The sequence below is a fragment of the Budvicia diplopodorum genome (assembly GCF_009800925.1).
GTDB lineage: Bacteria > Pseudomonadota > Gammaproteobacteria > Enterobacterales > Enterobacteriaceae > Budvicia > Budvicia diplopodorum.
Window position 1 is genome coordinate 30,889 of record NZ_WOYF01000002.1, and the last position, 24,923, is coordinate 55,811.

Genomic DNA, 24,923 nt, shown 5'->3' on the forward strand with positions numbered 1-24,923 from the left:
GGTTACTGCGCCAGATGCAACGCCATAGGCGGAATAAAAAAATCCCGCATCAGCATTCACCGGTGCGGGATTGATATTAAGCTAAACTCGGACTAAAAATTAAGCCTGACCTTTAACTTCTTTTAAGCCATTGAACGGTGCGCGATTGCCCAGAGCTTCTTCAATACGAATTAACTGGTTGTATTTAGCAACGCGGTCAGAACGGCTCATAGAACCAGTTTTGATTTGACCAGCCGCAGTACCAACCGCTAGGTCAGCAATGGTAGCATCTTCAGTTTCGCCTGAACGGTGAGAGATGATCGCGGTATAACCGGCATCTTTAGCCATTTTGATTGCGGCTAACGTTTCGGTCAGTGAACCGATTTGGTTAAATTTGATCAGGATTGAGTTAGCGATACCTTTATCGATGCCTTCTTTCAGGATCTTGGTATTGGTTACGAACAGATCGTCACCAACTAACTGAATTTTGTCACCCATGACTTTAGTCTGGTATGCAAAGCCGTCCCAGTCTGATTCGTCTAAACCATCTTCGATAGAAACGATTGGGTATTGCTTAGTCAGTTCTTCTAAGTAATGAGTAAATTCTTGAGAAGTGAAGGTTTTACCTTCGCCTTTCAGCTCATAGTTACCGGTTTCTTTGTTGTAGAACTCAGAAGCAGCACAGTCCATCGCTAAAGTAACGTCTTTACCTAACACGTAGCCTGCTTTTTCTACCGCTTCTTTAATAGCAGCCAGTGCAGCAGCGTTAGATTCTAAGTTTGGCGCATAGCCACCCTCATCACCAACTGCGGTACCCATACCTTTAGATTTCAGAACGTTAGCTAAAGTATGGAAAATTTCAGAACCAATACGTACGGCTTCTTTAAACGTTTTAGCGCCGATTGGCTGAATCATGAATTCTTGAATATCAACGTTGTTATCCGCGTGCTCTCCGCCGTTGATGATGTTCATCATAGGCAGTGGCATAGAGAATTTACCCGGGGTACCGTTTAATTCAGCAATGTGCTCGAATAAAGGCATACCTTTAGCTGCGGCTGCTGCTTTAGCTGCGGCTAAAGACACGGCCAGAATAGCGTTGGCGCCGAATTTAGACTTGTTCTCAGTACCGTCTAAATCGATCATGATCTTATCGATGTTAGCCTGATCTTTAGCATCTTTGCCGGTAACTGCATCAGCAATTGGGCCATTTACTGCAGCAACGGCTTTAGTCACGCCTTTGCCCAAATAGCGAGACTTGTCGCCGTCACGTAGCTCTAACGCTTCACGTGAACCAGTAGAAGCGCCTGATGGAGCCGCTGCCAGACCTACAAAACCGCCTTCTAAATGAACTTCAGCTTCAACAGTGGGATTGCCACGAGAGTCGATAATTTCACGACCGATCACTTTAACGATTTTGGACATTAGGTTTTCCTCAGTACAAGTTGATTAAACTAAAAACTGTAGACTGCAGCGGGATGACGTTTCATGCCCGCCGCTCATTCTGGCATTATGATTTCATTGGCCCTAGGTCATCCCTTTGGCATACTCACATTGAAAGCACAAACCGGACTTACTCAATGCTTACTTAGCCTGACGGATTTGATATTCGCCTGCGGCTTTAACAAAGCCAGCAAACAGCGGATGCCCATCGCGCGGCGTTGACGTAAACTCTGGGTGGAACTGGCAAGCAACAAACCACGGGTGGTTCGGATACTCAATAATTTCCACCAGCTTATTATCAGCTGAACGCCCTGCAATACGTAATCCTGCGGCTTCGATCTGCGGCAGAAGCATATTGTTCACCTCATAGCGGTGGCGGTGACGTTCTAATATTGTCGGCTCACCGTACAGCTTACGTACCAGACTGCCTTCAGTTAAGTGACACTGCTGGCTACCTAAGCGCATCGTTCCACCCAAATCGCTCTCTTCTGTGCGCACTTCAACGTTCCCCTCTTCATCGCGCCATTCAGTGATCAGCGCAATAACAGGGTACTTACAGTTTGGCACAAATTCAGTCGAGTTGGCGTCAGACATGCCGACAACATTGCGAGCGAACTCCATCATCGCAACCTGCATACCTAGACAAATACCCAAATAAGGGATGTTGTTTTCACGAGCATAGCGTGCTGCAGTGACTTTGCCTTCTACACCACGGTAGCCAAAACCACCGGGAACCAGAATCGCATCAAGACCAGCCAAGGTTTCTTCACCTTTAGACTCGACGTCTTGCGAATCGATTAGCTTTATATTAACGCTGAATCGATTCTTCAGTCCACCATGCTTTAATGCTTCAATGACAGATTTATACGCATCAGGTAGTTCTACGTACTTACCAATCATACCGATTGTCACTTCACGGGTAGGATTCGACTCTTCATAAATCACCTGTTCCCACTCGGCTAAGTTCGCCTCAGGGCAGTCTAAATGGAATCGGTTACAGATAAACTCATCCAGACCCTGCGATTTAAGCAGGCCGGGGATTTTATAAATGGAGTCGACGTCTTTCAGCGAAATAACCGCTTTTTCCGGTACGTTACAGAACAGGGCGATTTTTGCACGTTCATTGGCCGGCACGGCACGGTCTGAACGACAAATCAGGATATCCGGCTGAATACCAATTGACAGTAATTCTTTTACCGAATGCTGAGTCGGCTTAGTTTTCACTTCACCGGAAGCGGCCATATAAGGCACTAAGGTCAGGTGCATAAACAGCGTATGCTCGCGACCAACCTGAATGGCTAACTGACGAATGGCTTCTAAGAATGGTAAGGATTCGATGTCGCCAACGGTTCCACCGATTTCTACTAACGCAACGTCGTGACCTTCTGCACCAGCAATGACGCGCTCTTTAATCGCATTAGTAATATGAGGAATAACCTGAACGGTTGCGCCAAGGTAGTCACCGCGGCGCTCTTTGCGTAAAACGTCAGAATAAATACGGCCGGTAGTGAAGTTATTACGACGCGTCATTTTGGTTCTGATAAAGCGTTCGTAGTGGCCTAAATCGAGATCGGTTTCTGCACCATCTTCGGTGACAAACACTTCACCGTGTTGAATCGGGCTCATAGTACCTGGATCGAGATTGATATAAGGATCCAATTTCATCATGGTGACATTTAAGCCACGAGCCTCAAGAATAGCGGCCAGAGACGCTGCTGCAATGCCTTTACCGAGTGAGGATACAACCCCGCCTGTCACAAAAATATAATTAGTTGTCATGCTGAACCTGAAGGTTAGGTTTAAAGACGAAAATGGAGGTACTAGGACGGGAAAATAGTATACCAGAGCCTTTACCCGACAACAAACACTCAAAGACGATAGTCAGAATTTATCTATGGTTGTTGTTGATGTTCCTGAAGTTTTACCTGTTGCCACGCGGCTTCCATTTCATCCAGCGTTGCTTGCTCCAGGGTTTTTCCTGACTGCTGAACAATTTGCTCAACCAAGCGAAACCGGCGATCGAATTTACGGTTAGCCACCTGCAGCGCACTCTCCGCTTTATGGCCCAAATGACGAGTCAGATTAACCGTCGCGAACAGCAAATCACCCAACTCTTCTTCCAGCTTAGACTGGTCGATAACCGCCTGTTGAGCTTCATGCATGACTTCATCGATTTCTTCATGAACTTTATCTAATACCGGGCCCAGCGTATCCCAGTCAAAACCGACGGAAGCACAGCGTTTTTGAATTTTATAAGCTTTCATTAACGCGGGCAGTGCATCGGGAATATCATCCAGCACCGAGAACTGTTCTTTTTCGGCCCTCTCCTTTCCCTTACGTTTTTCCCAACCGGCTATCACTTCCTGACTATTGTAAACGGTTTCGCTATCAAACACGTGCGGGTGGCGGCGTTCTAGCTTATCGCTGATGGCGTTACACACGTCATCAAAATTAAACAGGTTTTGCTCATCAGCCATGCGCGCATAGAAAACCACCTGAAACAGTAAGTCACCCAGCTCATCGCGCAAATCATGAAAATCGTTACGCGCAATGGCGTCCAGAACTTCATAGGTTTCTTCTAGGGTATAAGGGGCAATAGTGGCAAAAGTCTGCTCTTTGTCCCACGGGCAGCCGTGCTCAGGGTCGCGTAATGTATTCATAATGTTCAGCAAACGCTGAACGGAAGTCGTTTGATTCATTTGATTTCTTCTGATTAATCGTCCGTGATGGCCGCCAGAGCGGTAGCCATCAAAAAATAGCACCCCTGCTACTCGGGGTAACAGGGGCATGAAGAGAAACGCTGTGCGCTATTTGCTGCTCAGGCGCTTGGCTTCAATGATATCCGGCAGTTGATTGATGCGGGAAAGCACCCGATCGAGCACCTGTAGGTTATACAGCTCAACTTCCATATCAATGGTTGCCAGCTGCTTTTTGGTGTCACTCCGGCTGGCAACGCTGAGTACGTTTACCTTTTCGTTGGCCAGAATCGTAGTGATATCACGCAGTAACCCGCTGCGATCATTGGCAAATATCCGCACTACCAGCGAATAGCCGCTGGAGTAACAGTCACCCCATACCGCATCCACCAGCCGTTCAGGCGCGTGGCTTTTGAGCTCATTAAGCTGATCGCAATCGGCCCGGTGAATAGAAATACCCCTGCCTTGAGTGATGAATCCGACAATTTCATCTCCCGGAATCGGCTGACAGCAGCGGGCGATGTGGTGCATCAGGTTACCAACGCCTTCTACAATGACCTGACTGTTTGCTTTTGCATTTCGCTGCTGAGCGTTAGCGGTTTTCTGAGTAAGCTGGCGCAGCGCTTCACGGTCAGCCTCTTCGGCCGTTGGCTGATTAAACTTACTTTGTAAGAAGTTAACCAGCTGATTCAGTCGAATATCACCGCCGCCGAGGCTGGCCAACACTTCATCCAGTGAATTGACGTTATAGCGGGGCAGTAATAGCTTCTCTGCTTCTTTAAAGCTGATGTTTAGCTTATCCAGCTCATCGTCCAGAATCTGGCGGCCGGCGATAATATTTTTATCGCGATCCTGTTTTTTAAACCATGCCTGAATTTTTGCTCTGGCACGGCTGCTGTTAACGAAGCCTAGGTTTGGATTCAACCAGTCCCTGCTTGGGTTTGGCTGCTTTTGTGTAATGATTTCAATCTGATCGCCCATCTGTAGCTGATAGGTGAAAGGCACAATGCGGCCGCCAATTTTGGCACCAATACAGCGGTGGCCGACGTCACTGTGGATATGATAGGCGAAATCAAGCGGCGTGGAACCGGTAGGTAAATCAATCACATCGCCTTTCGGGGTAAAGACATATACCCGATCGTCGAATACCTGACTTCTGACTTCATCCAGCATTTCGCCGTTGTCAGACATCTCTTCTTGCCAAGCGATCAGTTTGCGTAGCCAGGCAATGCGTTCCTCGTAGCCAGAACGCCCGACCACGTTGCCCTCTTTGTATTTCCAGTGGGCTGCCACGCCTAGCTCAGCATCTTCATGCATTTGGCGGGTGCGGATCTGGATCTCTAACGCATGGCCTTTAGGACCAAGCACAACCGTGTGAATAGACTGATAGCCGTTGGGCTTGGGGTTGGCCACATAATCATCAAATTCGCTGGGCAAATGGCGGAAATGGGTATGAACAATCCCCAGCGCCGCGTAGCAATCCTGCAGTCGCTCAACCACAATCCGAACCGCCCGCACGTCATACAGCTCTTCAAAAGCCAAAGACTTCTTCTGCATTTTGCGCCAAATACTGTAGATATGCTTTGGCCGACCGTAGATTTCGCCCTTGATACCCTCGACTTTCATTGCGCTACGCAGAGTCTCAACAAAGTTATCGATATACAGTTCACGATCGATACGGCGTTCATGGAGTAAGGTCGCAATTTGCTTATATTCGTCAGGGTGTAAATAACGGAAGCAGAAATCTTCCATTTCCCACTTTAGCTGGCCAATACCCAAGCGGTTTGCCAGCGGCGCATAAATGTTGAAACACTCTTTAGCCGCCAGAACGCGAACTTCTTCCGCGTCGTCTTTCACTTCTCGCAGGTGAGTGATGCGCTCAGCCAGTTTAATCACCACACAGCGGAAATCTTCCACCATGGCAAGTAGCATACGGCGCACGTTATCAACCTGAACCGAGGTGTTGGAGCCATTATGGGTGGCGTTGAGCTGGCGAATAGCTTCCATATCCAGCACGCCGTGGACTAAATTGGTGATGTCACTACCAAAAACCTCTTTGATAGTGGCTTCATCAATCACCTTGGCATCGGCCAAAGGAAACAACAGCGCCGCACGCATACTGTCGTTATCCATACTCAGAGTGGCTAGGATTTCGACGACTTCAAGCCCGCGCCATAAAAGCAAGTGAGCATCAGAGTGCCCTTCAATTTTCTGCTCGCAGTATCGCCAGGTTGCAGCCAGTCGTTCAGATGATTCAGAGCTGTGAATGCCTAAATTACCGATCCATTTATCCAGTTCAAATTCACCGGCGGTGTTTAGATGAGCACTTCTTACTGCAACCATAATACTTCCTCATCACTGACTGCTACGCTTGGATAATTACTTTTTAATAAACAGAGCCATTGATTCTATATGGCCCGTTTGCGGGAACATATCCAGCATTCGTAACTGCGTTAACGCATACCCTTTCGACAGTAACACTTTAGCATCGTTGACTAAGGTTTGCGGATTACAAGAAACATAGACAATACGCTCAGGCTGTAGTTTTATAATTTGTGGCATGGCCTCAGCCGCACCGGCCCGAGCGGGATCGAGCAAAATTTTGTTAAATCCCTGACCGGCCCACGGTTGGCAACTGACATCCTGTTCTAGATTATGATGCAAAAATTTAACGTTAGATAACCCGTTGTCTAGTGCATTTTTCTGCCCGGTAGCGACCAAACTCTCAACGCCTTCAACGCCAATAACCTCGCGCGCGCGTTGAGCGATAGGTAGGGTAAAATTCCCCATGCCACAGAACAAATCTAATACGCGATCGCTTGGCTGAATATCCAGCCATTCCAGTGCCTGTGCGATCATTAACTGGTTTACGTCAGCGTTAATCTGAATAAAATCACGAGGATTAAACCCAAGAACTAGGTCGCCTATGCGGTAATAAGGACCATCGTCGGCTAAAGCTAAAACCTCTAATCGGTCACTTTCACCGGCCAGATAAACCGATAGCTGATAGCGTTGGGCAAATTCTAATAGCGCCTGACGGTCGCTATCGGAGAGCGAAACCAAATGCCGCAACACCAGCATAGGGCCGTTGTCTGCCTGCACCAACTCGGCATGCCCCAACTTTTTAACTATCGATAATGACGCAAGGCAATGACGTAATGGTACCAATAGTTGCTCTAATGGGTTAAACATTATTGGACATTGGGTAATTTCGACCAAATCGTTAGACGCACGCTGACGAAAGCCCATCAGCAACCGTTTCTGCTTGACGTGGTACTGCAACCCAAGCCGCACGCGACGCCGGTAGCCATAGCTGTCACCATAAATAACGCTGCCTTGCTGAGGTAAAAAACCGGTTTCACGTAAAAATAGCTGGCCGAGCGAGCGGGATTTATTTTCCTGCTGAAGCGTTGACGAAGCATGTTGTTGATTACAACCGCCGCAAACGCCAAAATGAGCGCAGGCAGGAATAACCCGTTGAGCGCTTGGCGATAAAATTTTCTTGGTTTTTGCTTTACAATAGTTACGCTTATTTTCATTAATAACGGCTTCAACCTGCTCTGTAGGTAGCGCGCCTGAAATAAAGATCGTTTTACCTTGATGCCGGGCTACGCCCTGACCTAAAGAATCAAGTTCGTGCGGCGTAACTATTATTGTTTGTTGTGTCGCCTTACGAGGCCCAGAAGAGTAGAATTGCACCATAATGTATCTGTAAACGTATCCGTTATTGTTAAGTTACTGAGTCTTTAATTGTCCCATATTGGAACCCTATGACCAAATACAGCCTTCGTGCTCGCATGATGATATTGATTTTAGCCCCTACGCTATTAATCGGGCTTCTCATCAGTACATTCTTTGTAGTGCACCGGTATAACGAGCTGCAAGATCAGCTTGTCGACTCGGGTTCAAGCATCATTGAACCGCTTGCCATCGCCAGCGAATATGGCATGACCTTCAGTAATCGTGAAGGCGTACGGCAGTTGGTTAGCATGCTACACCGTCGCCACTCAAATATCGTGCGTTCAATTGCTGTTTTTGATACTCAGAACCATTTATTGGTCACATCCAATTTTCACCAGAATTATACCCTATTACAGTTGCCTAAAGGGACTCCTATTCCAGATGATTTAACCGTGACTACCCGCGGGGACTCGCTAATTATCAGAACACCGATTGTGTCTGAAAATCAGCTTCCGGATATGGATAATAGCCTAGAGCCTGGGCATAACACGCTGGGTTATATCGCTATCGAGCTTGATCTGCGCACCGTTCGCCTACAGCAGTATAAAGAAATATTCGTTGCCACGCTGTTACTTAGCCTGTGTTTATGCATCGCGATGCTGTTCGCGTACCGCTTAATGCGTGACGTAACCGGGCCAATTCGTAACATGGTTAATACCGTAGACCGCATTCGTCGCGGCCAGTTAGACAGCCGGGTTGAAGGCCATATGCTCGGTGAGCTCGACATGCTCAAGAACGGTATTAACTCCATGGCGATGTCGCTCACCGCCTATCATGAAGAGATGCAACAGAATGTCGATCAGGCCACTTCCGACCTGCGTGAAACGCTAGAGCAGATGGAAATTCAGAACATAGAGCTCGATCTGGCCAAAAAGCGGGCTCAGGAAGCGGCCCGAATTAAATCTGAATTCCTTGCCAATATGTCTCATGAACTGCGAACACCGCTTAATGGCGTTATTGGTTTTACCCGCCAAACGTTAAAAACAACGCTCACGCCAACGCAAACTGATTATTTACAAACCATCGAACGCTCTGCCAATAATTTGTTAAACATCATTAATGACGTGCTGGACTTTTCAAAGCTTGAAGCCGGTAAACTGGTGCTTGAGCATATTCCGTTTTCCCTGCGGGATACGGTAGACGAGACCGCAATACTGCTGGCCCACAGTGCCCATCAAAAATGTCTTGAGATGACGCTAAATATTAATAACGATGTGCCGGACAGCGTGATCGGCGATCCGCTACGCCTGCAACAGGTCATCATGAATCTGCTCGGTAATGCAATCAAGTTTACCGAACAGGGCAATATCGATATCAATATTGAACTCCACAATCGAAATGACAACAGCGTCGATATTGAAGTTCAGGTACAAGATACGGGCATTGGTATTTCTGAACGCCAGCAATCACAGCTGTTTCAGGCGTTTCGTCAGGCTGATGCCAGCATTTCACGCCGCCACGGTGGTACCGGGCTTGGTCTAGTTATCACCCAGCGATTGGTCAACGAGATGGGCGGTGATATCAGCTTCCACAGCCAGCTCAATCAAGGTTCGACCTTCTGGTTCCGCATCAATTTAGAGCTCAACGATCGCGTGGCTAGCAGTCAGGAACTGCACTTACATAATCTGTCAGGCCAACGAATTCTCTACATCGAAGCTAATCCTGCGGCAGCGGCTGCAACGCTGAATATCTTTCAGAATGAACCGGTTGAAGTCATTCATTACGCCAGTTTCGATCAGGTGCCGAATAAACATCAGCACTACGACATTCTGATCCACGGCGTACCGATTGAAACTCAGGATATTGAACTCTATATCAACAGGCAGTTACAAACGGCTCTGTCTCTTTCAGAACATTTAATTCTGGCATTGCCTAACCAGCCACAAATGGATGCAGAAATGCTAAAACAGGCGGGCGCACAGGGGTGCCTGTTTAAACCGTTATCCCGCAATCGGCTATTTAGAGCGCTGCTTAAGCCACAAATTAAGTTCGAGCATCCGGAACAAAACCACGTTAACCATCTGCCGTTGGTTGTTATGGCCGTTGATGATAATCCTGCCAACCTCAAGCTGATTGGCGTGTTGTTGGCCGATATTGTCTCTGAGGTTATTCTGTGTAATAGCGGTGAAGAGGCTATTGCACGCGCCTCAGAGTCCGATCTGGATATCATTTTGATGGATATTCAGATGCCGGAAATTGACGGTATTAGGGCCGCAGAACTGATTCGACAGCTGCCAAATCATGCTAAAACGCCAATCGTTGCGGTAACCGCCCATGCGGCTAGCGGAGAACGAGAGCGGTTGCTCAACGCCGGAATGGACAACTATCTGGCTAAGCCAATCAACGAAAAAATGCTGTTCAGCGTATTAACCAAACAGTGTGGCATTCAGGCCAGCAACATGGCCCTGCCGCAGGAAGATCAGGCTCCCAGCATCAAAAACCTACCGGTTACGTCCAGCTCAATAGATTGGGACCTCGCACTGCGTCAGGCGGCAAATAAAGAGGATCTGGCCAAAGACTTGCTAAAAACCCTGATTGATTTCCTAGACGAAATTGAACAGAGAGTCAGGCCGGTTCTGGAAGGCAATAAAGACGACACCATTGTAGATATCATCCATAAATTGCATGGAAGCTGTAGCTATAGCGGAGTTCCGAGATTAAAACAGCTATGCCATTATATTGAAGGCCAGCTACGGGCAGGAACGGCGGCAGAAAGCCTTGAACCAGAGTGGCTTGAGCTGTTAGATGAATTTGATAATGTGCGCAGTGAAGCGCCGGACTATATCAGCTAATAGCGTGAAGAGAGGTGCTTTCTGATACCACTTCGGGATTCAGAAAGCGCTACTTAAATAACCTTTGGTTTCGTCGACTCAACCATCTCAACCACTCCGGCGACCAGCGCTGAATGGCAGAAAAATAGCTTAACCCCAGGCACGCCTAAGAACTTGCCTAGATCTTCAGCCCACTGATCGTTATCGATATTATGAATGTCAAACACGTGATTATCAGCAAAAATATCCGGATATTGTGTATGGCTACGTCGGGCGATTTCACAGCACAGATTAGTCACCCAATCACCGTCATCCGGTGAATCCCACAGTATGATTTTATTATGCCGTAGCATATCCCATAGCAGAGCCAGATAGGCTGAGCGCAGCGTTTCCGGTGCCAGAGCGGCCAGCTGACGATCGCTGTAAGAGTCTTCAATCAGCGTTGGTATCCATTTGCAAAATACCCGTTCAGCGTAATAACGCACGGCGTCAGAACGAAAATCAGGCCCGCAGGTTTCAGCCACGGTGCCCGTTACAACCTGCAAAAATTTGGTTGTCGGAACACCGATGCGCTTCAAACCCAGTTTGCTATGGGTAGCGACAGTAATAACGCCATTATCCGTACCTTGATTCCGGCCCAATATTTTAGCGAAAAACCGACCCAGCATGACGATTATCCTTTTAGCCTGAAGGGTAAATCTACCGTCGATTCCCCCTTAATAAGCCGCGTACGCTCCCATTATTCAATCAAATGGAAATAGCGTAACGGCGTTCAATTACCCTTTCGTCGGGCATCGAGCATTAATGTCTTCATTTCAGAAACCGCCGCCGACAGGCCCGACATTACCGCACGGCCAACGATGGCATGACCAATATTGAGCTCATAAATTTCAGGCAATGCGGCAATGGCCTGAACGTTATGGTAGGTCAGCCCGTGGCCCGCATTCACATGCAAACCTTTTGCAGTGGCATAGGTTGCTGCGTGGGCAATGCGTTTTAATTCAGCCTGCTGCTCTATTTCATTTTCTGCATCGGCGTAACGACCGGTATGAATTTCGATGTAAGTGGCACCAACCGCAACCGCAGCGTCTATCTGACGAATATCCGCATCGATGAACAGAGAAACGGAAATACCGGCTTCGACTAATCGCCTAACGGACTGCGCCATTTTATCCAGCTGGCCGGCCACGTCTAATCCGCCTTCGGTGGTGACTTCCTGGCGCTTCTCCGGTACCAGACAGCAAAATGCAGGCTTAACCTCACAGGCAATATCAACCATTTCATCGGTGACGGCCATTTCCAGATTCATTCTGGTTTGAATAGTTTGGCTAAGTAGCTTTACGTCCCGATCGGTAATATGGCGGCGATCTTCCCGCAGATGGATAGTAATACCGTCAGCACCGGCCTGCTCGGCAATAAAAGCGGCCTGAACCGGATCCGGATATTGAGTGCCCCGCGCATTACGTAACGTAGCAATATGATCGATATTAACGCCTAATAATAAATCGGACATGTCGACACCTTAAAAATTAAGTTAACTAAAATGTTCCCTGAGCCTGTCGTTTGCCCACACCTCATACCGGTAGCCGATCGTTTTTAAACCTTATTCCACCGGAATATAACCAATAGCAATGGACTAACGGAAACCCAGATTTAAATCTCTGTTTACCCTTTTACCGGATTTAATCCTAAAAGAAAATCAGAGCGGGAAGATTAAAAAGAAATGAGGCGGTAAACCGAAGAAGAAAAATGAATAGATGAATTGAAAAGAGAACGTTACTCGCCTCCTTCAGCCGGCGTATCTGGCGTTCTTTTCACCGTGAAGGTTCTGAAAAGCTCACGGCTCTTCAACGGCTTACCGCCAATATAGGGTTTTAAGGCAATTCGGGTAAAACGCTTAGCCGCCCGTAAAGTCTCGGTATCCGGAAATTCACGGCTGTCTAACGCGATTAAATCCCGGCCGGTAAATGAATAGTGATCGATAACCAGACTGGCGACAAACCCTTTCTCTTCACGATAGCGGTAAGTCATCTCATCGACCACAGGAGCACCGCTGCCTGCACAGTGAAGAAAATCGATACCATAACCAAGGTGTTTCAATAGGGCCAGCTCAAAGCGACGCAAAATATGCTCAGGCGATCCGGTTACGCCAGCAAGGGATTGGATACATTCCAGATAGTCGAAAAACAGCGAAGAATAGGCCGCGTCATACTCTAGCACGCGAGATAGCACTTCATTAACGTAGAGACCGCTATACAAAGTTAGCCCCGATAGCGGTAATGATAACGATACAGGCTCAGCGCCGCGTAGGGTTTTTACCCCACCTTTACCGCCCCAGCGCACTAACAGTGGGGTAAAAGGCTGTAAACAGCCCTTTAGCTGAGAACGGCGACTACGGGCTCCTTTCGCCAGTACTTTAATTCTACCGTGGCTTTCCGTAAACAGATCCAACAGCAAGCTTGTCTCACTGAAAGGACGCCCGTGTAGAACAAAAGCCCGATGCCAGCCGTCCATTCCGGTTACCTTCAAAGATCGTCTGTATAACCCAGGCTGCGTAAGGCACGTTCATCGTCAGCCCAGCCAGACTTCACTTTAACCCAAAGTTCTAAATGAACTTTAGCCTGAAACATCTCTTCCATATCGTGGCGGGCTTCAATACCGATGGTTTTAATTTTCTGGCCTTTTGCCCCGATAACCATCTTCTTCTGGCCGTCACGTTCAACCAAGATCAGACCGTGAATATCATAGCCTCCGCGTTCGTTTTCAACGAAGCGCTCAATTTCGACCGTCACGGAATATGGCAGCTCTTCGCCCAGAAAACGCATCAGCTTTTCACGAATGATTTCAGACGCCATAAAACGCTGAGAGCGATCGGTAATGTAATCTTCCGGGAAATGATGCTCGGCTTCGGGTAATAGCTTACGCACAATGCCGGCAATGGTATCAACGTTCATGCCTTTTTCGGCTGATATCGGTACGATATCAAGAAAGTTCATTTGCTTACTCAGAAACTCAAGGTGAGGAAGCAACGTTTCTTTATCAACCACGTTATCCACTTTGTTGATAGCCAGAATAACCGGTGACTTTAAGTCACGCAGCTTATTCACCACCATTTCGTCATCCGGCGTCCAGTGGGTACCTTCAACGACAAAAATAACCAATTCAACGTCACCAATAGAGCTACTGGCGGCGCGGTTCATTAAGCGGTTGATGGCACGTTTTTCTTCAATATGCAGCCCGGGGGTATCCACATAAATGGCCTGATACGGGCCTTCAGTGTGAATGCCCAGAATCCGGTGGCGGGTGGTCTGAGCCTTACGAGAAGTAATGGAAACCTTCTGCCCCAAAAATTGGTTCAGTAAGGTAGATTTCCCTACGTTAGGGCGACCAACGATAGCAATAAAACCACAGTAGGTCTTCTCGCCATCGACTATTTGATTTTCTGTTGTCATTCCAGTCCTAAATATTTAAGCGCCTGTTCGGCAGCCGCTTGCTCTGCTTTACGGCGGCTAGAGCCGGTGCCAATAATAGCGTCGGTTATACCACTCACCTCACAGTGAATAGTAAACTCTTGATCGTGTGCTTCGCCCCGCACTTGGGTGACCAGATAGGTCGGCAGTGGCAAATGGCGCCCCTGCAAATATTCTTGCAGACGAGTTTTCGGGTCTTTTTGTTTATCCCCGGGACTAATTTCGTCCAAGCGCGATTTATACCAGTTAAGAATCAGTTGTTGTACACCGTGAATATCACTGTCTAAGAATACGGCACCAATCAGCGCTTCAACCGTGTCGGCTAATATTGATTCACGGCGAAAACCACCGCTTTTCAACTCACCCGGGCCAAGGCGAAGACATTCGCCTAAATCGAATTCACGACCCATCTCGGCTAGCGTATTACCTCGCACCAGCGTCGCACGCATACGGCTCATGTCACCTTCATCAACTCGAGGAAAGCGTTGATATAGGGCATCAGCGATCACAAAACTGAGAATTGAATCACCCAAAAATTCTAAGCGTTCATTGTGTTTGCTACTGGCACTACGGTGCGTCAGAGCCTGTTGTAAAAGCGATTGCTGTTGAAACGTGTAACCCAGCTTCCGCTGTAACCTTTCAATAATGATGGGGTTCATGCATTACCAACAAATAGTTCCAATCAAATGTTTATCAAAATAACGGCGTAGCTTAGCGCTAATTAACCTAAACCACTACAGTTCGAATGATGAGATATAAAACAATAATAAATCCGGATTTAAGTCAGCCTCAAATCCGGATCCGCTTGGTACCTTTGGAAACCAGTATAAACTAAATGGCTTAGTGGATCCCGCCAATCCGGCTAAAACGGACTCCGGTTGGCCATTCGCCCTCTTGTTTCTCGAAGCTCATCCAGATACCGGTTGCCTTTCCGACAAAGTTCTCTTCAGGCACAAAACCCCAATAACGGCTATCGGCGCTGTTATCACGGTTATCGCCCATCATAAAGTATTGACCCTGAGGAACAATCCACGTAGCGGCCGATGAACCAGCCTGTTGATAATACTCATCAACGCTGCTGCCAGCGCCGGGAATCACCAGCGTTTGGTGGAGTTTATCGCCCAATTTCTCATTACGCTCACCCATAAAGATGCCGCGCATGCCTTTTGCCCGCTCGGCTTCCGTTTTGGTATCTAAGAAACGCGTGGCCATTTGGCGATTACCGCCTTCAGCCGGTTCAAAACCCATAAACCAGCTGCTTTTTTCCAGCGGGGTATATTCTAGAGTGGCGGCAGGCTGGCAGTCTTTGTTTGTCGGGCAGGCTGGCGTAATGGTAACCATTTTAGTCGAGACATCATAATGAATGGTGTCACCCGGCAGGCCAACAACGCGCTTAATGTAATCAACGTTTTTATCTAACGGATATTTAAATACCGCAATATCACCACGCTGCGGAGTACCGGTTTTCACCAGCGTTGTCATCGTAATCGGGTCTTTTACACCATAGGCGTATTTTTCGACCAAAATAAAGTCACCGATTAGCAACGTTGGCATCATTGAGCCTGACGGGATCTGAAAGGGTTCATAAATAAAAGAACGCAAAATAAATACAACGGCTAATACCGGAAAGATCGACACGCTGGTTTCAATCCAACCCGGCTGTCTGGCGACGTTTGCCAGCGCTTGGCCGTTAGCTTTACCATCAGTTTCAAGTCTGATAGCTTCGATTTTGATCCGCCGGGCCGGAGCCCATTTAAAACGGTCCAAACACCAGATAATTCCTGTCAGAAGCGTGGCCACCGCCAAAATTAAGGCAAACATATTCGCCATGCGAACTCCTTATACTCTATTTACCAACGTGAAGAATGGCTAAGAACGCTTCTTGTGGAACTTCTACGTTCCCCACTTGCTTCATTCGCTTCTTACCATCTTTTTGTTTTTGTAATAGCTTCTTCTTACGGCTCACATCACCGCCATAACATTTGGCCAATACGTTTTTACGCAACTGTTTTACCGTGGCGCGAGCAATAATATGGCTACCAATAGCGGCCTGAATTGCAATATCAAACATCTGGCGAGGGATCAGCTCTTTCATCTTCTCCACCAGCTCACGACCGCGGCCCTGAGAGTTTTCACGGTGGGTAATTAACGCCAGAGCATCAACGCGATCGCCGTTAATCATCACGTCAACGCGCACCATATCCGATGCCTGGAAACGTTTAAATCCGTAGTCCAAAGAAGCATAGCCACGAGAGGTAGACTTCAGGCGATCGAAGAAGTCCAGAACCACTTCGGCCATGGGAATATCATAACTTAGCGCGACCTGATTGCCGTGATAGACCATGTTGGTCTGTACACCACGTTTTTCAATACACAGGGTAATAACGTTACCCAAATATTCCTGAGGCAACAGCATATGACATTCAGCAATTGGTTCACGCAGCTCTTCAATATTGTTCAGCGCCGGTAGTTTAGCCGGGCTGTCGACGTATACGGTCTCGCCGCTGGTAGTAATTATTTCATACACTACGGTCGGTGCCGTGGTAATCAGCTCGAGATCGTATTCACGCTCAAGACGCTCCTGAATGATCTCCATATGCAGCAGGCCTAAGAAGCCGCAGCGAAAACCAAAGCCCAGAGCCGTTGAGGTTTCTGGCTCATAAAACAGTGACGCATCGTTCAGACTCAGCTTACCTAACGCATCGCGGAAGGCTTCGTAGTCATCAGAACTGATAGGAAATAAACCGGCATAAACCTGCGGCTTAACTTTTTTAAACCCGGGTAATGCTTTTTCAGCCGGCTGGCGCGCTAACGTCAGGGTATCGCCAACGGGGGCACCCAAAATGTCTTTTATCGCACAAACAACCCAGCCTACTTCACCGCAGCCTAGCACTTCGGTATCTACGCGCTTTGGCGTAAAAATACCTAAACGGTCAACGCCATATGTTTGGCCGGTGCTCATTACTTTAATCTTGTCGTTTTTACGCAATACGCCGTTTTTAATCCGGACTAATGATACAACGCCCAGATAGTTATCAAACCACGAGTCAATAATCAGCGCCTGAAGCGGAGCATCGGCGGTGCCTTTTGGTGCAGGCACATCGCGAACTAAACGTTCAAGCACATCAGGTACACCAACGCCGGTTTTAGCCGAACAGCGCACGGCATCGGTGGCATCAATACCAACAATATCTTCAATTTCCTGAGCGGCACGTTCAGGATCCGCTGCCGGCAGGTCTATTTTATTTAATACCGGCACAACTTCTAAATTCATTTCAATCGCGGTATAGCAGTTTGCCAGCGTTTGCGCCTCAACGCCCTGCCCTGCATCAACCACTAACAGCGCGCCCTCACAGGCGGCTAATGAGCGGGAAACTTCATAAGAGAAGTCAACGTGCCCCGGCGTATCAATGAAGTTCAATTGATAAATTTGGCCATCTTTGGCTTTATAATCGAGAGTTACGCTCTGGGCTTTAATCGTTATTCCACGCTCGCGCTCTAGATCCATCGAATCCAGAACCTGTGCTTCCATTTCCCGATCGCTCAATCCACCGCACATTTGAATAATGCGATCCGACAGCGTCGATTTACCGTGGTCAATATGGGCGATGATGGAAAAGTTACGTATATTCTTATTTGCTATATTTTTATTATCAGTCATTTACCTAAATCCGGCTGATACATACACGATCTGTGGGTACGCAGCAAAGTTAACTTAATCTTGAACTGGCGGACATTCTACACGTCAGTATGAGTAAAACATAGCGGCATAGACTATCGGATACCCAGTTAGCATCTACCGCTATTAGGCCGAAATCTACCGGTTATCCTAATGACGCCACCGTTCGACCCATTCATTGGTTTAAACATCGTTCAGATGAGGTATCAATCCGGCCGTTTTATAGCCGAATAATATTATTCAAATTATTCGACCAAGAGTATCAATACCATCCGCTATTCAACTAGTCTGGGGGGGCTACACTAAGTCTTGTCGAAAGAAAATAATCTTTCAAAGCCCAAAACAACTGGAGTATCCGATCGTGAAAAACTTACACATTGTTGCCACCTCAATAGTTTTAGCGACGCTATCGTTTGGCAGTTTTGCCGCAGAACAGATCACCCGATCACAAGCAGAAAATTTGGATAAGATGGGAACAGTATCCGTCGATTCTGCCCATAGCCTGTCATCGTTAGAACGTAAATTAGCCGCAAAAGCAGACGCTCAGGGTGCCGGTCACTACTACATCGTATCCGCATCAGACAACGATGTTATGCACGGTACCGCAATCATCTACAAATAAGCTAATTACATTCTCAGAGGATTATCTTCCATGCTCAATCACCCCGCTAAGCGGGGTGGTTTCTATTTAGCCCTTCACCTGCCGCAAACGGCCAAATGAAAGACGCGATAAACTAATTTCCAGCATGAGCTACGGAAGGAATAGCGATTTGCAATATGATTGGATGAACGGAAACGTGGGTTGAAAGCCTCTCGGCATAAAAACGGGCGACCCAAAAACCCAACAGGCCACCGACGATCGTACCAAATACGGCGGCAAGATCGCTACCGAGAAAGTAATAGAGCAGAGAAGAGAATAAAAGAATGCCCAGCAACGGCAGCATATAAACCAGCAAAGCGGAGAGCAATACTCCCGACTCGGGAATGCCCAATTCAACCCGCTGACCAACGGATAACGGCTGTTCTACTGAAATATGTAAATCATGAACAACCTGAGGGCCTAGCTTGTTTAAAACTCGGGTTCCACAGGTAGACGATGACTGACAGCTACTACAACCGGCACGCTGTTCACAACGCAATGTTGCTACGCCATTTTGCCAGTCAACTACCGTCGCCCATTCACGTAGCATTAATCAACCTTCACTGTGCGCATCATTCGTTAATAACAACGCTATCGGCAATACGCTTGGCCGTTGCCGGTGGCAGTTCGCCAATCACGGTGATTTCATTTTTACCACGAAACTCAGAGTGGATCGTTCTACGCCCCTGGCGTATCAAATTCTCTCCGGATTTATAACCCGCTGGCGTAACGTTTAAAGAGAAGCTAAATAGCCCATCAGAAAACAGGCGAGTTTCAACCACAGCTCCGATAGTCGGTAAAGTATGCCGATCGCTGGATGACTCAGTGAACCCTTGAGGTAACCACGTAACCGACCAGTTCAGGTTTAGCTTTTCACCTGATGGAATAGAAAGTAAAGGAGGCATAATGGGCATGATAAAACGGGACATCTTCGCGGTAACTTCATCGCCAGAAGTAAACGCCACTACGCGAAACTGTTCCAGCGTATCGCCATCGCGATCGAGTAAATCAACCCGTAGCGGTAGCTTTGTTTCTGAATCAAGCCAGACAACGTAGCTATAGCGTAACCCGTCGCGGGGAACGATGCGGACAACTTCACAGATGCGATCGGCAATACGTGAACGCCCTACTGAAACAAAATCGTAATATTGTTCCAAACGGGCTACGTTGGCAAAAACAAGAGAAGGTAAAGAATCAACGATATGGTCGCCGCGAATACTAAAAGGCTCGATGCCTGGCTCAAAGTAACTGACTTCAACACCGCGCATAACGGCCTCTCGCTGAGGACCATCCATATTCGTGAGCTGAACCAGCGGTTTACCGTTTTGTAATGAATGACGATAGCGCAATGACTCAATGCCAAGCTTACTTACGTTAACATAAGAAAACTCATAGCTCAGCGTCTGGCTTGCGCTGGTCATTTGCTGCAATAAAGCCCCAGACGCACTTTGCGCTGAGGCTATCGCTGGAGATAAAACCGTCCCCAGCAGGGTACAAAAAATAAGAACAAGTTGCTTCATCGACTACTGAGTTAACCTTGATTGCTTAGAATTTCCGGTTTGAGCGCTAACGCTCTGCGAAGACGTTTTTAACTGCTCCGCATGTAAACGACGCTGCAATTCATAGTCCTGCAGCATAGCGTTAATACGTTTACGCTGCTCTTGAGCCTGTTGATTGGTGTTTTGAGCGCCATCGTTAGCAACATCAAAACTGACTGGAGAAGCCTGTCCGCCTAGCGGAATGGTATTAAATACGGGCGCTTCAGGTAAGGAGTCTGAATCCGTTTGGTTGTATTGTTGAACGCCAACAATAACGGCTAGAGAAACACAGGCCGCAACGGCAATTTGCCCAACCTGAGTAAACCACGGACGAACCTTATTCCAAAACGGCATTTTTTGCCAAGTATCAGGATGAGGTTGAGAAACGATCGGCCGAGTAACGTTGAGCGCAGGTTCAAACTCTAATGCGGCTGCAACCTTACCGGCGATATCCATATGAATCACGTCACCGATATCTCCTCGCAGAGTATCGCGAACCAGGTGATAGCGATGCCAACTTTGCTGAATTGCTCTATCTTGGGACAAAGCGTTGATAACGTCGTTATCTACCGTTTCTCCGTCCATCAAAGCCGAAAGCTTTTCTTTTTGCATGCCCAGTACCTTTTCTCTTGCAACATCCTAAACGTCAGATAGCAACTATCGTTGTATCAATGGTTGCACTTTATTATCAATTGCTTCACGCGCCCGGAAGATTCTGGATCTCACGGTACCGACGGGGCAATCCATGATTACAGCAATTTCTTCATAGCTCAAACCGTCGATTTCTCGCAGAGTAATTGCCGTTTTTAAATCTTCTGGCAATGCCTCGATGGTTCCAAAAACAATCTTTTTCAGTTCATCTGACAACATTAAGTTCTCAGGGTTCGAAATTTCTTTTAGTGCTCCTGCACTTTCGAAGTTTTCTGCATCACCCGCATCGACATCACTCGACGGAGGGCGGCGCCCCTGAGCCACTAAATAATTTTTTGCGGTGTTGACTGCAATTCGATATAACCATGTGTAAAAAGCACTATCGCCGCGAAAAGAGGCCAAAGCACGATAAGCTTTGATAAAAGACTCTTGTACAACATCGGGTACATCTGCCTGTGGAACATAACGAGAAACAAGGCCCGCAACTTTGTTCTGGTAGCGAACAACCAGTACGTTAAATGCGTTCTTATCTCCCTTCTGGATCCGTTCAACCAACACTTGATCCGTTAACTGCTCGCTCATTCGAGGTAATGTCTCCTCAACTATCTCGATGCATAATCATAGCGCCAAACTCATTCTTATATTAATTTGAGCAAGCACTCCGTTAGAAACCACAACGAGTAATTAGTTCCCATCATCTTACGATAATTTATATCGTTAGCCATTTTTTCAACCAACGCTGAATATTGTTCCACCTAACATAGGTATCACACGCCAATATTGGCTCACTAAAAGCACACTGGCACAATGACCGTAGGCTAACATGAATTTTACTTTTCATCTGCACGGTAAGAAAAAAAAGCCATGGATTTTGCTATGTTAGCCGCCACGCTTCACAAAGCGAGGTAAAAATCTTTAGCCAACTGCGTAAACTGTTCGGTATAGCTCACTCTTCCCGGCTGATGCGTGATTAGCCATTGCTCGTCACAAACCGACGGTTTACGGGTCAGTTCTAATAAAACGATATAGGGCGCTTTATCTACAACGTCTTTCACCCAAGTCCGGCGGCTGACAAACCATCCCATGCTCAACGCTTTTTGCTGTAAAGATTCGCCCAACGCACAGGGAAGCATCACGCAAAACCGACCATTGACCGCGAGTAATTTTTCGGCGTAAATCAATAAATCATGATGCGTAAGAATGTGGCTATAGCGCGCCGTTGAACGGGCTTCGTCCCGGCACTCAGTACCTTCCGGAAAATAAGGCGGATTACTAACGATCAAGTCATAGCCGCCATGATCGTGCTCGGCATAATCTTTAATATCTTGATGAAAAACTTGAATTCGATCGGCCCACGGCGAGGCGGCAACGTTTTCCAACGCCTGCTCATAGGCTGAGCGGTCGATTTCTACCGCATCAATCATAACCTGAGGCTCACTACGCTGAGCCAGCATCAGCGCGAGTAATCCGGTACCGCTGCCGATATCCAGAATACGTTGACCGTTTAAAAGCGGGGCCCAGCCGCCCAAGATAACGCCATCGGTGGTGACTTTCATACCACAGCGATCGTGTGCGACAAAAAATTGTTTAAAGGTGAAGCCACCCCGGCGCAGTTCCCGCTTCACGTTCTATTCCTATCAATCATAGCGATCAATAACCTATTAATGATTTCATTCGGCAAATTAATCACGTAATGTCCAGACATTGCGATACGTCATCACGCTTTTCGTTGCCGATTCTATATCAAAAGCCTCTAAACGTCTCGGTTAAGCACCGCTTGGCAACCAACAAAATATTGAGATAAATCCTCACGGATGACAATAACAGATGAAGATCGTGCTCAATCCATCTATAATCGGCGCCCCAAGTAGAGGTAGACCATGACTGTATTAGACTTTTCCGCACTCGATCTCGACCAGCAACTGCTGGATGCATTAAGTGACAAGGGCTATGAACGCCCCACCGCCATTCAGGCTGCTGCCATTCCGGCCGCAATGGACGGGCGTGACGTACTGGGTTCGGCGCCTACGGGGACCGGCAAAACTGCCGCATTTTTATTACCCGCACTGCAACACTTACTCGATTACCCGCGTAAAAAATCCGGGCCACCGAGAATATTAATCCTAACGCCAACCCGCGAGCTTGCCATGCAGGTTGCCGAACAGGCTCGTGAGCTTGCAGCGCATACCCATTTAGATATTGCCACCATCACCGGCGGCGTAGCCTATATGAATCACGCTGAAGTTTTCAGCGAGAACCAAGATATTGTCGTCGCCACCACCGGCCGTTTACTGCAATACATTAAAGAAGAAAACTTCGACTGCCGCGCAGTAGAAACGCTGATCCTTGATGAAGCAGACCGCATGTTAGATATGGGCTTTGCCCAAGATATCGAAACCATTGCGGCTGAAACCCGCTGGCGTAAACAAACGTTACTCTTTTCAGCCACGCTGGAAGGCGAAGCCATCCATGACTTTGCCGAGCGCCTGCTGAATAATCCGGTGGAGATCGAAGCCGATCCTTCCCGCCGTGAGCGTAAAAAAATTCTTCAGTGGTACTACCGCGCTGATGATATCAAGCATAAAACCGCCCTGCTGTGCAACATTCTTAAACAGCCGGACGTGCATAAAGCAATCGTGTTTGTGCGCAAACGCGAGCGTTTACACGAATTGGTTAGTTGGATCAGAGATCAGGGCGTCAGCTGCTTCTATCTGGAAGGCGATATGGTTCAGGCCAAGCGTTCAGAGGCCATTAAGCGCATGCAGGACGGAACGGTAAAAATTCTGGTCGCCACTGACATTGCCGCCCGCGGATTGGATATTTTAGACATCAGCCACGTGATTAACTTTGACCTGCCGCGCACCGCAGATACCTATCTACACCGCATCGGCCGTACCGGTCGTGCCGGTAAAAAAGGCACGGCGATTTCGCTGGTTGAATCCCATGATCACCTGCTGTTGGGCAAAATTGAACGCTACCTGCAAGAACCGCTAAAAATGCGCGTGATTGAAGAACTGCGTCCAAGCAGTAAGGCTCCGGGGCCAACAAACGGCAGAAAGCAGTCCAAAAAAGCGAAAGAAAAAGCGGCAGAAAAGAAAAAAGAGCAGAATAAAGAAAAGGTTAAAGTGAAAGTTCGCCACCGCGACAGTAAAAATGTCGGTAAGCGCCGTAAGCCAGCGGCTCCGGATGCGGCTCCAGCAGAAACTCCAAGTAAATAGTACCCCACCAGTTTTATCGTGCCCGATAGCGTGAGCTAGTCGGGCACTCTTATTTGGGGGCTATAAAATCTAACTATCGCAAATCAGATTCAGCCGGCGTTTCTAACGCCAGCATAGCAAACGTAGCTAACCAGTGATCGCCAGCATAGTCTCCGCTGGCAACGTGCGGCAAACTGGCATCAATATGGCGCTGAGCCGCCGCCGTCAAGGTTGCTACCGTTTTCACATCGCCCTTCAAACGCAGTGCAATATGCTTCATGCACCACGCCCGGCTTAGGTTTAAACCGTCTAAATGCGCTATTTTCGGATCGCTTCTGTCGCTGACTTCAGCCGGATTCATCAGCCGTTCAATGCCGGCCAGTTCGGGTAAATAGCGCCCAAACCAGTCAATAAAGGCGCTGCGCTCAAGCACACTAGCCATCAATAGCGCCTCGGTCATTGCTCCGGAGATAAACTCATCACCGCCCGGCTCATAATGGGCCGGATAGTTTCTGTCTGCTGCAAAATAGCGATTAGCTGCGCTAACCACCGCATTTTCCAGCTCACTATCATTATGATGACGGGCAAAATCCAAGATCAGCTTCAAAGCAAATGCGCTGTTGTAATGGGTTCCAACCCGAATCGCGTAGCTTAATAGCGGGAAATAGCGTAATGCCTTCTGGCGAATGTCATCGACCAGCGGCTGCATGGTTGCCAGCCAAACTTTAGCTTTTGGGTGACCCCATAAATCCAGCTCCTGAGCTAATGCCAGTAGCCAGCCCCAGCCATAAGGCCGCTCAAATGCGCCACGGTTGGGAGCTTGGAAATACTGGGTTTCCACCTGCATATTGGCATCGGTAAAGTGTTCATCAAACAGTCGGGTAATGTCGTCCTGCGTAGATAGTTCAGGATAAAGCCGACTGCAACGGGCCAATAGCCAATAGCCATGAACCGCGGAATGCCAGTCATAGCAGCCATAAAACACCGGATGCAGTTCACGGGGAGACTTCGCATCTTCCGGCCCGTTTAAGGTATGCATGATGTGGTTAGGATATTCATGACGTAATGAACGCAGCGGTAAACCAACGAAGGCTTCCACCTGTTTCATAGTTAACTGCATA

The 24,923-nt window shown here is 47.8% G+C and carries 21 protein-coding genes; 3 read left to right on the forward strand and 18 right to left on the reverse strand.

From position 1 onward, the window contains the following. Positions 1-99 precede the first annotated feature (99 nt). The 5 genes from eno to rlmD all read right to left on the reverse strand — a co-directional run bounded on the left by eno (position 100) and on the right by rlmD (position 7,817). Positions 100-1,401 (reverse strand): phosphopyruvate hydratase, encoded by a 1,302-nt coding sequence (gene eno / locus GVI43_RS02630; RefSeq protein WP_159565144.1) that lies wholly within the window; start codon positions 1,399-1,401, stop codon positions 100-102. 159 nt (positions 1,402-1,560) lie between these two features. Continuing rightward, the gene (gene pyrG, locus GVI43_RS02635) at positions 1,561-3,198 is read right to left on the reverse strand and encodes a glutamine hydrolyzing CTP synthase (protein WP_159565146.1); all 1,638 of its coding nucleotides are present in this window, start codon (positions 3,196-3,198) and stop codon (positions 1,561-1,563) included. A gap of 113 nt (positions 3,199-3,311) precedes the next feature. After that, positions 3,312-4,118: a nucleoside triphosphate pyrophosphohydrolase gene (gene mazG, locus GVI43_RS02640; RefSeq protein ID WP_159565148.1), complete on the reverse strand. Its 807-nt coding sequence runs from the start codon at positions 4,116-4,118 to the stop codon at positions 3,312-3,314. A 108-nt stretch (positions 4,119-4,226) separates the two neighbouring features. Continuing rightward, on the reverse strand, positions 4,227-6,458 hold the full coding sequence (gene relA / locus GVI43_RS02645) for a GTP diphosphokinase (RefSeq protein ID WP_159565150.1): 2,232 nt from the start codon (positions 6,456-6,458) through the stop codon (positions 4,227-4,229). Positions 6,459-6,494: 36 nt separating this feature from the next. Then, positions 6,495-7,817, reverse strand: coding sequence for a 23S rRNA (uracil(1939)-C(5))-methyltransferase RlmD (gene rlmD, locus GVI43_RS02650; RefSeq protein WP_159565152.1), 1,323 nt, complete (start codon positions 7,815-7,817; stop codon positions 6,495-6,497). 68 nt (positions 7,818-7,885) lie between these two features. Between rlmD and barA the strand changes: the two genes are divergently transcribed. Continuing rightward, on the forward strand, positions 7,886-10,648 hold the full coding sequence (gene barA / locus GVI43_RS02655; RefSeq protein ID WP_159565154.1) for a two-component sensor histidine kinase BarA: 2,763 nt from the start codon (positions 7,886-7,888) through the stop codon (positions 10,646-10,648). Positions 10,649-10,701: 53 nt separating this feature from the next. Here the strand turns inward: barA and GVI43_RS02660 are convergent, their stop codons facing one another. From GVI43_RS02660 to lepA, 7 genes are all read right to left on the reverse strand, one after another. Continuing rightward, complete coding sequence (locus GVI43_RS02660) at positions 10,702-11,295, reverse strand: hypothetical protein (protein WP_159565156.1); 594 nt, start codon at positions 11,293-11,295, stop codon at positions 10,702-10,704. A gap of 104 nt (positions 11,296-11,399) precedes the next feature. Further along, positions 11,400-12,140 carry a pyridoxine 5'-phosphate synthase gene (gene pdxJ, locus GVI43_RS02665; RefSeq protein WP_159565158.1) on the reverse strand — a complete coding sequence of 247 codons (741 nt, stop codon included), beginning with the start codon at positions 12,138-12,140 and terminating at the stop codon, positions 11,400-11,402. 263 nt (positions 12,141-12,403) lie between these two features. After that, positions 12,404-13,141: a DNA repair protein RecO gene (recO, locus tag GVI43_RS02670; RefSeq protein ID WP_159565160.1), complete on the reverse strand. Its 738-nt coding sequence runs from the start codon at positions 13,139-13,141 to the stop codon at positions 12,404-12,406. An 11-nt stretch (positions 13,142-13,152) separates the two neighbouring features. Beyond that, a complete protein-coding gene (gene era, locus GVI43_RS02675) occupies positions 13,153-14,079 on the reverse strand; it encodes a GTPase Era (RefSeq protein ID WP_159565162.1) in 927 nt (308 codons plus the stop codon). Then, positions 14,076-14,756 (reverse strand): ribonuclease III, encoded by a 681-nt coding sequence (rnc, locus tag GVI43_RS02680; protein WP_159565164.1) that lies wholly within the window; start codon positions 14,754-14,756, stop codon positions 14,076-14,078. The genes era and rnc overlap by 4 nt, the downstream gene beginning before the upstream one ends. A gap of 181 nt (positions 14,757-14,937) precedes the next feature. After that, on the reverse strand, positions 14,938-15,927 hold the full coding sequence (gene lepB / locus GVI43_RS02685) for a signal peptidase I (RefSeq protein ID WP_159565166.1): 990 nt from the start codon (positions 15,925-15,927) through the stop codon (positions 14,938-14,940). A gap of 16 nt (positions 15,928-15,943) precedes the next feature. Beyond that, on the reverse strand, positions 15,944-17,758 hold the full coding sequence (gene lepA, locus GVI43_RS02690) for a translation elongation factor 4 (RefSeq protein ID WP_159565168.1): 1,815 nt from the start codon (positions 17,756-17,758) through the stop codon (positions 15,944-15,946). Positions 17,759-18,137: 379 nt separating this feature from the next. Here lepA and bhsA point away from each other — a divergent pair, with 379 nt between their 5' ends. Further along, the gene (gene bhsA / locus GVI43_RS02695; protein ID WP_159565170.1) at positions 18,138-18,398 is read left to right on the forward strand and encodes a multiple stress resistance protein BhsA; all 261 of its coding nucleotides are present in this window, start codon (positions 18,138-18,140) and stop codon (positions 18,396-18,398) included. A 112-nt stretch (positions 18,399-18,510) separates the two neighbouring features. Here the strand turns inward: bhsA and rseC are convergent, their stop codons facing one another. The 5 genes from rseC to GVI43_RS02720 form a co-directional block, all read right to left on the reverse strand. Continuing rightward, entirely contained in the window at positions 18,511-18,966 is a 456-nt protein-coding gene (gene rseC / locus GVI43_RS02700; RefSeq protein WP_159565172.1) for a SoxR-reducing system protein RseC, read from the reverse strand. 22 nt (positions 18,967-18,988) lie between these two features. Next, complete coding sequence (rseB, locus tag GVI43_RS02705) at positions 18,989-19,936, reverse strand: sigma-E factor regulatory protein RseB (protein WP_159565174.1); 948 nt, start codon at positions 19,934-19,936, stop codon at positions 18,989-18,991. Between the two features lie 3 nt (positions 19,937-19,939). Then, positions 19,940-20,566 carry an anti-sigma-E factor RseA gene (gene rseA, locus GVI43_RS02710; RefSeq protein WP_159565176.1) on the reverse strand — a complete coding sequence of 209 codons (627 nt, stop codon included), beginning with the start codon at positions 20,564-20,566 and terminating at the stop codon, positions 19,940-19,942. Between the two features lie 45 nt (positions 20,567-20,611). Continuing rightward, complete coding sequence (gene rpoE / locus GVI43_RS02715) at positions 20,612-21,187, reverse strand: RNA polymerase sigma factor RpoE (protein WP_159565178.1); 576 nt, start codon at positions 21,185-21,187, stop codon at positions 20,612-20,614. A 311-nt stretch (positions 21,188-21,498) separates the two neighbouring features. Beyond that, entirely contained in the window at positions 21,499-22,230 is a 732-nt protein-coding gene (locus GVI43_RS02720) for a tRNA1(Val) (adenine(37)-N6)-methyltransferase (protein WP_246201464.1), read from the reverse strand. A 255-nt stretch (positions 22,231-22,485) separates the two neighbouring features. Here GVI43_RS02720 and srmB point away from each other — a divergent pair, with 255 nt between their 5' ends. Then, positions 22,486-23,823 (forward strand): ATP-dependent RNA helicase SrmB, encoded by a 1,338-nt coding sequence (gene srmB, locus GVI43_RS02725; RefSeq protein WP_159565180.1) that lies wholly within the window; start codon positions 22,486-22,488, stop codon positions 23,821-23,823. Positions 23,824-23,896: 73 nt separating this feature from the next. Here the strand turns inward: srmB and GVI43_RS02730 are convergent, their stop codons facing one another. Beyond that, entirely contained in the window at positions 23,897-24,922 is a 1,026-nt protein-coding gene (locus tag GVI43_RS02730; protein WP_159565182.1) for a DUF2891 domain-containing protein, read from the reverse strand. Position 24,923: the final 1 nt, after the last annotated feature.

Coding starts and splice junctions, on each gene's coding strand:
- eno (WP_159565144.1), bottom strand. CDS start 1,401: ATGTCCAAAATCGTTAAAGTGATCGGTCGTGAAATTATCGACTCTCGT.
- pyrG (WP_159565146.1), bottom strand. CDS start 3,198: ATGACAACTAATTATATTTTTGTGACAGGCGGGGTTGTATCCTCACTC.
- mazG (WP_159565148.1), bottom strand. CDS start 4,118: ATGAATCAAACGACTTCCGTTCAGCGTTTGCTGAACATTATGAATACA.
- relA (WP_159565150.1), bottom strand. CDS start 6,458: ATGGTTGCAGTAAGAAGTGCTCATCTAAACACCGCCGGTGAATTTGAA.
- rlmD (WP_159565152.1), bottom strand. CDS start 7,817: ATGGTGCAATTCTACTCTTCTGGGCCTCGTAAGGCGACACAACAAACA.
- barA (WP_159565154.1), top strand. CDS start 7,886: ATGACCAAATACAGCCTTCGTGCTCGCATGATGATATTGATTTTAGCC.
- GVI43_RS02660 (WP_159565156.1), bottom strand. CDS start 11,295: ATGCTGGGTCGGTTTTTCGCTAAAATATTGGGCCGGAATCAAGGTACG.
- pdxJ (WP_159565158.1), bottom strand. CDS start 12,140: ATGTCCGATTTATTATTAGGCGTTAATATCGATCATATTGCTACGTTA.
- recO (WP_159565160.1), bottom strand. CDS start 13,141: ATGGACGGCTGGCATCGGGCTTTTGTTCTACACGGGCGTCCTTTCAGT.
- era (WP_159565162.1), bottom strand. CDS start 14,079: ATGACAACAGAAAATCAAATAGTCGATGGCGAGAAGACCTACTGTGGT.
- rnc (WP_159565164.1), bottom strand. CDS start 14,756: ATGAACCCCATCATTATTGAAAGGTTACAGCGGAAGCTGGGTTACACG.
- lepB (WP_159565166.1), bottom strand. CDS start 15,927: ATGGCGAATATGTTTGCCTTAATTTTGGCGGTGGCCACGCTTCTGACA.
- lepA (WP_159565168.1), bottom strand. CDS start 17,758: ATGACTGATAATAAAAATATAGCAAATAAGAATATACGTAACTTTTCC.
- rseC (WP_159565172.1), bottom strand. CDS start 18,966: ATGCTACGTGAATGGGCGACGGTAGTTGACTGGCAAAATGGCGTAGCA.
- rseB (WP_159565174.1), bottom strand. CDS start 19,936: ATGAAGCAACTTGTTCTTATTTTTTGTACCCTGCTGGGGACGGTTTTA.
- rseA (WP_159565176.1), bottom strand. CDS start 20,566: ATGCAAAAAGAAAAGCTTTCGGCTTTGATGGACGGAGAAACGGTAGAT.
- rpoE (WP_159565178.1), bottom strand. CDS start 21,187: ATGAGCGAGCAGTTAACGGATCAAGTGTTGGTTGAACGGATCCAGAAG.
- srmB (WP_159565180.1), top strand. CDS start 22,486: ATGACTGTATTAGACTTTTCCGCACTCGATCTCGACCAGCAACTGCTG.
- GVI43_RS02730 (WP_159565182.1), bottom strand. CDS start 24,922: ATGCAGTTAACTATGAAACAGGTGGAAGCCTTCGTTGGTTTACCGCTG.